General features: G+C 42.3%; 4 protein-coding genes. All 4 read right to left on the reverse strand.

What is annotated here, in order from left to right:
- Positions 1-91: 91 nt before the first annotated feature.
- Genes H6G89_RS11380 through H6G89_RS11395 form a run of 4 tightly spaced genes read right to left on the reverse strand, consistent with a single transcriptional unit; the run spans position 92 to position 6,832 of the window.
- On the reverse strand, positions 92-1,453 hold the full coding sequence (locus H6G89_RS11380; RefSeq protein WP_190506105.1) for a helix-turn-helix domain-containing protein: 1,362 nt from the start codon (positions 1,451-1,453) through the stop codon (positions 92-94).
- Between the two features lie 15 nt (positions 1,454-1,468).
- Positions 1,469-3,040 (reverse strand): TniQ family protein, encoded by a 1,572-nt coding sequence (locus H6G89_RS11385; RefSeq protein WP_190506106.1) that lies wholly within the window; start codon positions 3,038-3,040, stop codon positions 1,469-1,471.
- The gene (locus tag H6G89_RS11390; RefSeq protein ID WP_190506107.1) at positions 3,030-4,178 is read right to left on the reverse strand and encodes an AAA family ATPase; all 1,149 of its coding nucleotides are present in this window, start codon (positions 4,176-4,178) and stop codon (positions 3,030-3,032) included. Before H6G89_RS11390 ends, H6G89_RS11385 begins: the two co-directional genes overlap by 11 nt.
- A complete protein-coding gene (locus tag H6G89_RS11395; protein ID WP_242059903.1) occupies positions 4,178-6,832 on the reverse strand; it encodes a TnsA endonuclease N-terminal domain-containing protein in 2,655 nt (884 codons plus the stop codon). The genes H6G89_RS11390 and H6G89_RS11395 overlap by 1 nt, the downstream gene beginning before the upstream one ends.
- Positions 6,833-7,258 lie beyond the last annotated feature (426 nt).

Raw genomic sequence — 7,258 nt, forward strand, 5'->3', positions numbered from 1 at the left:
AAATACCCTTGAGTAAGCATAAAATGAACATGCGTCTACTAGCCTTGGTGATCGCTTCGGCAGGTAGGCGCATGGATTCTCGATTCTTTTTTTAAAGAAATCCTAGCTGATACCGTACTTTATCTAAAGCCATGCAGACCTCCTCCTCTCTAAAGTAGGCAGGCTTACCTAAACGCAGGGAAATGCTACTGCGTGTTGGCTCTTCCCCTTCCTCGTAGAGTTTTATTGCAATTTCTTGGACTTCCAAGCACTTTTGATTGATTTTACTAATGTGTTTAGATTTGCGATACTCTAAATATCGACCAGAGAGATTACGGCAAAGTTCTGGAAAGTGCCTGCGAAGAAAGTTTGGATCATAGTTAAGCTGTTTGGCAATGCGTTGCATTGACCAGGACGTATATGTATCGTTGTCAAGGAATTCTTTCAATAAAGAGTGAATTTTGGAGGCATCGAATGATTTACTAGCGGAGCGTCTCGAATTGAAAATGACTGGACTGTGAGATGTTCTGATCGCCCCACTATTTTCCAAGTTAATACCAGTTTCTATGAGAAAATCGCTGACAGGTAGTTCCAAATAATGGCAAATCTTTAGAAGGGCATCAAGCTGTGGCAATACCTTGCCTGACATCCACAGCCAAACTGTATTTTTGGGCATCTCAAGCTGCCGAGCAAACTCGGCAGTATTTCCCTTAGCTATTTGATCAATACAGGCTCTTAGCTTCCTTGCAACCCTTTCCCTTGTTGGTGGACTAGGTAGGGATGGTGCTTTTACAAACAGATCCCCTACAGTTTCTGAAACCCATAGCTGCCAATCCAACCCACCTGGCTCCTCTTCCGTGTCTTTAAGCTGTTGACCAAGCCACTCTCCACATTTAGAACAACAGCCTGGGCGAGAGAGCCATCCTAAACAAGGTAGTTGACGTTCACAGTAAGGACAATGAGTATGCAAAGGCTGGCGGTGATAAGGACAGATTTTAACTACCTCCAGCGACCATAGGAGGAGATCACATACTGGTTGGTTCCCTGTGAGATAATCTTCGTAGCACTTAGGACACCAAGCACGATTACGGCGTAGTAACCCTTTGGCAGGAAAAACCTCGGCCCAGGTTAGCATGGTTAGTAATCTTAAATTATTCTGCGTAGTAAGTCTTTCCAGTGCCTGGACTAGATCAGCAGCCATAGCGCCTGTTCCATTAAAAGCTTCTGTACGACTGCTCATCCCATGAAGATAGCTCTTGCTATTAGGTTGTCTTAAAAACGTTACAAATTCTTTTGCCAGTAGAGTGCCTGTATTAACGTAGTGAAGCCTAGCAAGGCGAGCAATGTATCCAGTCAAACTTTCAACGTAAGATGTACCAATTCCTACGGGAGGCAGGCAATAGAGCCAGCTGCGTGGGGGAACTTCAGGCAAAGTGAGATCCCATGAATTATAAGAGGGGAAGATTTCATCCATAGTCTTAGTTTCAAGTCAACCTTCCCAACCCAGTTGATGCCGAACTTCTTGCAAGGCTTCAATAGCAGCCTGCATCACAATTGACTTGGGCTTGCTTAAACAGTTTGAGACATTAGTACGTGTAGGTTCAATCCCTTGCTTATTTAACTGAAAAGCAACTTCTTTAACCTCTTGGCGAAGTTTTTCTATGCGGACTGTCTTGAGCATCTGTCGATACTCTTTATGACGATCTGAAATAGCCCTAGATAGCTCTGGGAAAGTGGTTGTTAGCAGCTGAACACTAAATCCTTCCTGTCTAGCGACATCTTGCATTGAGGGAGGTGGACATTCCTCCTTTTGAAGAGTACTCTCTAAGATACTTCGCATTTTTTCGAAGCGTCGCACCCTTTCATAATCAAGATGTTTCTCTGCGAGAGCGTAAGATAGACTTGAGGCGTGGTAGTACAATGGACCTGAGCTTGCATAACCGAGCCGTTTGCTTAACTCTGTAACCGATGGCGGTGGGTTTTCGAGTAGTGCCTCCTTTAAAGCAAGCTCTATACTGCTTTGATTATGTCGAATTACAAAACTTTCCCTTTTAGTAGAATTCTTTAATTGAGGCAGTCGTGCAGATGCTCTTGCCAGATCTTCTACTGTAGGCTCCTCTGTTAAAAACTTTAGTAAGGTAACTTCAAGATGCTTGCAAAGTTGTAACAATGTCTTTAAAGAGGGAAAAGTTTTTCCTTTAATATGGCGATGAATTTGTTGATCCTCTATACCAACTTTATTGGCAAAGCTGGACACATTTCCCTCAGAAGTTCCCTCTACATAGGCAGCGATCGCCATTGAGATAGTTGCTTTAGATGGAGAACAGACTAGGCTAGGTGCAGTAGCAAGTAGGCTTCCTATGTTTTCAGAAGCCCATAATTGCCAATTCAAGTCACTCTTTAAAGGCTCTCCTAAATCTGTTTGAATAGAATTCTGGTTAGTTCCCAGCCATTCCTTGCATTTAGAGCAGTAGCCAGGTCTAGAGTACCAATCAAGGGGCCTATTCTCTTTTTGGCAGTATGGACACTTAGTACAAAGAGGGTAGTGGTGATTGGAGCAGATTTTGATGGCATCAAAGAACCACAAAAGCGGCTCATAGATTTGCTTCCCAGCGTCCTTCCACTCCTGATAGCAGACAGGACACCAAGCTCGGCTAGGGCGAAGCAAATACCTGAGAGGAATTACTTCAACCCAAGGCAAAACCGATAAAAACTTTAAGTCATGACGTAGAGTCAAGTGTTCAAGTGCTGAGATTAAAGCACTAGTCCAATTAGATGCTCCATTGAAGGCTCGTGTGTAACGCCCGTATAGCTTATCTATGCCCCCTGCACGTCCATCAAATGTGTATCCCTCCTTCATCAGCGGACCGATTTGGGTTAGGATGAGCATTCCTGTTTCAACATAATGAGTTTCAGATAGGCGAGCGACATAACCTGTCAAACTTTCTACATAAGCTGTTCCCAAACCAATTGGTTCTAAACAGAATAAACGGCTGCGTGTTGGAGTTGTCGGCTCCTCCAAGTTCCAAGAGCCATAGATAATCCTTGAGTCAACCGTCATTTTGTTCTCCTGTAGGACGACGGGTTGGGTTTGGCTTACCTACATTCCGAGGCTCTCCTTTTCCTTGAGAAGTTGCTGTATCAGATTGAGAAGTCACCTGTGTGATTGATGCTTGACTGGCAACTAGACCTAAAGCCATTCTTAAATCATTCTTCCCCGCATCCTTGTCCCTAAACTTCCCCTCCGCCTCCATAGCTTCGGTCAACATAATTTTGCATTGTTCTACAGACCAAGCGTGCTTCATCAAATCTTTATAAGTGATCGTTTTTGCTGATGGATCAGTTTTAAGGACTGCACTGAGTGTACGAGATAGCCAATCTTTAAGAATCCCAACGCAACCAATCGTCCGTTCATAGCAGAAATCCCAATGGCTAGCTAAGTCGGGCATTTCTGGTAGCGGTAAGTAGTATTGGAAAGTTTTAACAATATTTTCAAAAGTTTTTAGATCTTCAGGAGTTGATTGATAGCGTGAAAAGTGGATGTCAATACTACGACGGCATAACTGGGCACTTAAATTCCGAAGAACTATTAACTCATATGTTCCAACAAGAACAAATTGAACCCCAGAAATATTCGCAATAGATTTGATGCAATCTGTCTGATCCTTCAACTTACGTCCACTGCTTAACTTTCCTAGATTTTGGGCTTCGTCAATAAAGAATGCATCAGGATGACGTTGACGTAATGCTTCTTCAAAAGAGAGGCGCAACTTTAGTTTGTTTTTGTCAGGATTAGGCTTTTTTTTAGCGAAATCAGGAGAAACCTTGTTATCAATCAACGGTTCTTGCAAAGCAGTCAAACCCCGGACATAAAAATCCTTCCAGTCAAAATTGCTAAATTCTGGTGTTGCAGCTTCAACAACTGCACAGGGAATCCGTGCTCTATCCTCAAACAAAGTAGGTAAAGCAGACTCAATGAGAGTTTTTCTGACCTTGCGTATCAAAGTCGATTTGCCGACACCACTAGGACCAAATACAAAGACGAGTGGCGGTTTAGAAGATTCGTATATAGAGTCTGTCAATTGTTTAACCGCCTCAACTAACCTTGGATGTGGCATTGTATAGTTATCAAAAAAGATTGTCCTTTCCTGAACAGAAGAGTTTAATAGCTCACGGGGAAAACCATTCATTAGTTGCATTAAAACTCTCCATAAAATACAAAGTCATCTACGTCATCCTCAACACTTCTTGCTTCTCCTTCATTATTTTCTTCGGCAATATTTTTGAAAGTGTCAACTTTAGAGTTTGAGTTTAAGTTGATTTGAGAAACAATCTCAATATTCTGATGCGGCGATGCTTTTGAATTAATAGGGTTTCTATTCTCGTCAAATCCAGCGTCAAGCATTTGCAAAACATGACGATTTTCGGAAGCTTTTAGGCGTTCTTCCATTAATCGTCCTTCTTTCGCTTCCACTGAACTAAGAAATTGAACTAATTCTTTGTCAGTTTCAATGGTTTTTTGCCCTTGAAGAAGCTTACGCTTACGCAAATCTGCACTAGCAAGTCGAATTTCTTTTTCAGAACGACCCTGAAGATACTGATAGTAGTTAGATACACATTGTACCCACTGCCCTTGAACGAGAGCATAAGCAACCCCAGCATCAAACGGGTCATATCTTGCCTCTACTGAGGATCTCTCTATTTCTGGATTGCGAAAAGCGTTAGACCAGTAGTAGATATTGTGAATCTTTATTCCATAACCAGGTTGTACTTTCCGTGTACCACCATCAGGGGCAGGCAAAGTTAGTATGCGGAAAACTTCATCATATTCAACTCTCCGATGTGAACGATCACCTCCTAATGCAATTCCCTCATTAAAAGCTTCGCGGGGGCTTTTACCTAATGCTGAGTGTTCCCGCTTGTCATATATCTCATAAGCCCACTCACAAAGTGATTCGTAAAGAGCATCTAATGTCCAAGTCGCTAAAGTTTTAGGGTTGACTGATTTAGTGACTTGACGCTGTTTCTTCATGATTTGAGTGTTACCCGTCAACTCATGAATGAATTGGGTATTAGCAATACCAAAGAGCCTTTCAGGGACAGCCCCAAATCGTGCTTTAGCTATAGGACGATGCTTCTTAGTGGAATAGTGGTAAGCTATTAACTGTTCGAAATAATGGCTGTGAAATTCTGGTCCATTATCTACTATTAGAGTTTGAGGAAATCTTCTAAATCGCTGTACACAAATACGCAATGCCATCATGCATGAGCGATAGCTTGGTTCCTCATAGGTGAGATAAACCACTAGTAATCTTCTTGAAAAGGCATCACACATAAAGGTAGCCCAAGGGCGACCAAGATTATGTTTTATTGCATCACTAATAGAGATTTGGCTACAAGTAGTGAGAGATTGAATGGAACTAATTAATTGAATGTCTAGTTCTGTGTGGTCTAGATGAACAATCTCAAAAGGACGATTACCATGTCGAGGAGTAGTAATTTCTAATTCCCAGTAAAACGGCTCCTTCTGAATAGCGGCTCGACGACCTTCGCGTTTAAATGTTTGATTAACTCCACTACGTTGATTAATTACTTTGGAAAAGGTTGTTCGGCTTAATGGGATAAGCGGTGGTTCGTGAGCGGAGCATGCTTCAACATAACTTTGATAGACTCGAAGAACTTTTCGGTTTTTGGAATTTTCATAATTTTCTTCTATAAATTTGATCATGAATTGATGAGAATTTTCATCAACCTTTAGCATATGGTTTCCCTTCTCATGATTTCTAGAAAAAAGTCCAATATATCCATTTCCGTATAGTTCTTCAGACTTACGAAAGGAATCTCGCCAGCGACGAATTGTACTAGAGGGTCCAGGAGGAGGATTGTTACCTAAGTAGGGTTGAAGTATTTCGTATCGACGATTCGCTTCCTCAATATCTTCAGGACGAGCACGACGTAGGATCTCTTGGATTTCTGCCTTTGTTTCAACAATTTCCTCAACAGTTGGAGATAGTATCTTCCCTTCTGATATCAATCTTTCAATCGTGGGGTTTGGTAATGCAGTGAACTCTCCATCCGATCGCAATAATGCTGTTGACGTAATACCAGTATTGGCTACTACCCAAAGCTCACCGTCCCAAAGCAGGGACGATCCTACAGCAATCTGAACGTTGTGAAGGCTGGTTGGGATACTAGAAGGACAGATGCTTGTAATCCGATCGAATGCTAAAGCCAGTTCTTTGTTCAGGAAGATACGCACTGTTTCTGGCTCAGCTAGCTTAAACCTTTCCAAATCCACGTATAGCTGGTCAGTAACAATTAAGGTATAAACATCATCTGCATTGAAGCCTTCAGCTTGCTGAAGCAATTCCGCAAGTGTGATTCCTGTTTCTGTTTCGACTTTGGCAACGACAGCTTGACTAGCTTCATCAGACACACTAGATGCTTCTAAACCGATGTAGTCTTCTAGCCAAACGAAATTCTGTTGAAAAACCCAGCTAATCTCTGTGTCTGACCAGACGTTAAAGCTCAGCCCAAACCTTGATGCATATTCCTCACCAGGTGGACAATGCCATTTTTTGTCTTCTTCCTTTCGATAACGATTTGGACTATCCTGACCAAGTTTTATTAACTCTTGCTCGGTCTTGCACTCTTCCCATCCTGCTGAGTTAGTACGAATGATAAAGAAATCCGGCGTATACCGGTGTCGATTTTGTCGCCCACTCTTCGCTTGATAAATAAGTTCGATGGATGGCGGCTGATCATAGTATTCCAGCACATCTGGATCATGCTCCAGTTCGTATATACGTGCTAACTCATTTCGATGAGACTCAAACTGAATGGTCAATCCCATTTTCCGGCTGGAATAAAAGCCTGTAACGCTAACTCTGTTACCTAGAACTCGACGTGAGGGATCAGAAGACCGGACCTCCTGAATAACCTTTCGTGTCATTTCCGAAAGAGTGAGGCGATCGCACAACTGTCTAAATTCTTCTTTGCTTAGCACCCTCCTGCCTCCAAAGAATAGTCCATTGCTTGGCGAAACCTTCCCCGCAAAGATCCTTCACCTAGATCAAGATCTATGCTGATCTATCAGCACATGATACTACTCAATTTAGAGTAACACTGTGTGCTTATAAACCAGAAGTTAATAAAAATTTGTTTCTGTAAGATCTTTGGTAATTGCTCAATCCAGTAGCCAATCGGTCTGCTTTGAGGTAAGGGCACGGGAAATGGCGTCAAAGGCAGAAATGCCCTGACGCTTTGCAGTATTGACCAG

Source organism: Oscillatoria sp. FACHB-1407, assembly GCF_014697545.1.
In the GTDB taxonomy this organism is placed as follows: domain Bacteria; phylum Cyanobacteriota; class Cyanobacteriia; order Elainellales; family Elainellaceae; genus FACHB-1407.